We start from the raw sequence: 1,378 nt of genomic DNA, 5'->3' as shown, positions 1-1,378 counted from the left end.
ATTATTATCAATTGGTTGGTTTGGTGTTTGGATGGCGATTTTATATAGCGTAATGTTGTCATTGAGGCTGATTTTAATCTTTGGCGGGAACGAGTAAATATCCCCGGGCTATCTCCCTTAATGTAGGGTATTGTTTATTAGTTGAAAGGGTAATTAATATTCTTCATTTAACAAGGAGTGCGCAATGAGTCAGTTTTTCATGAATCAGAAACAGCAGGTGGTGAACGACGCGATTGAAGGGGTGCTGCTCAGTACCCCCCATCACAATCTTGCCCGCCTGGCGCTGGGCCCCCAGATGCGTGTGGTCGTGCGCAATGACTGGGACAAGTCACGCGTTGCGCTGATCTCCGGTGGCGGTTCGGGTCATGAACCCGCTCATATTGGCTTTGTGGGTAAAGGAATGCTGACGGCAGCGGTATGCGGCGATATCTTCGCTTCACCCAGCGTGGATGCAGTGCTGCATGCCATTATCAATGTGACCGGGGAGGCGGGCTGCCTGCTGATCGTCAAAAACTACACTGGCGACCGTCTTAACTTCGGGCTGGCGGCAGAAAAGGCCCGGGGGATGGGTTACCAGGTGGAGATGGTGATGGTGCGCGACGACATTGCGCTGCCGGATAACCCACAGCCGCGCGGCATCGCCGGGACGGCGCTGGTGCATAAAGTGGCGGGCTATGCTGCTGAACAGGGCCAGTCGTTGACGGAAGTGGCCGCGCTGGCACAGCAGGCCTGTGATGCCACCGCCTCCATCGGGCTGGCTTTCACCACCTGCCATGTGCCGGGCGAGGCCCGTGACGATCACCGCGTACCGGAAGGGTGCAGCGAACTGGGTATGGGGATCCACGGCGAACCGGGGGCCTCAACGTTAAAAACACAGAACAGCCGCGAGATCGTCGCTGAACTGGTGCATCAGCTGACGGCGAAAAAGACCGATGGGCCGCTCGCCCTGTTGGTGAACAATCTGGGCGGCTTCTCGGCGCTGGAAATGGCGGTGCTGGTGCGTGAGGCGCTTCATTCGGCGCTGGGCAAACAGGTGAAGCTGCTGATCGGCCCCGCTACGCTGGTCAGTGCACTGGATATGAAAGGCTTCTCGCTCTCGGTGATGCAGCTTGATCCCCCTCTGGAAACCGCGCTGCTGGCACCGGTAGAGGTCAGCGGCTGGAGTCCGGCCATGGCGCCTGCGACGGTTGCCGACCTCCCGGCCAAACTGGCCGACTCGCTACAGTCGTTTTCCCCTTCAGACAACCCGGCGACCGCGGCGATCGTCACGACGATTTGCCAGACGCTGATCGGGCTGGAAAGTGAGCTTAACCAGCTGGATGCCAAAGTGGGCGACGGAGATACCGGATCCACCTTTGCGGCCGGCGCGCGTAGCGTT

The 1,378-nt window shown here is 58.5% G+C and carries 1 protein-coding gene; it reads left to right on the top strand.

Annotation, left to right across the window (positions count from 1 at the left end; all coding sequences use genetic code 11):
* Window positions 1-184: 184 nt before the first annotated feature.
* Window positions 185-1,378, top strand: a 1,194-nt coding sequence (locus WH277_RS00065) for a dihydroxyacetone kinase subunit DhaK (protein WP_339503628.1), incomplete at its 3' end; no start/stop codon positions are given.

Source organism: Erwinia sp. MYb416 (assembly GCF_037479575.1).
In the GTDB taxonomy this organism is placed as follows: Bacteria; Pseudomonadota; Gammaproteobacteria; order Enterobacterales; family Enterobacteriaceae; genus Erwinia; species Erwinia rhapontici.
This window is presented reverse-complemented; position numbering and strand designations above follow the sequence as displayed.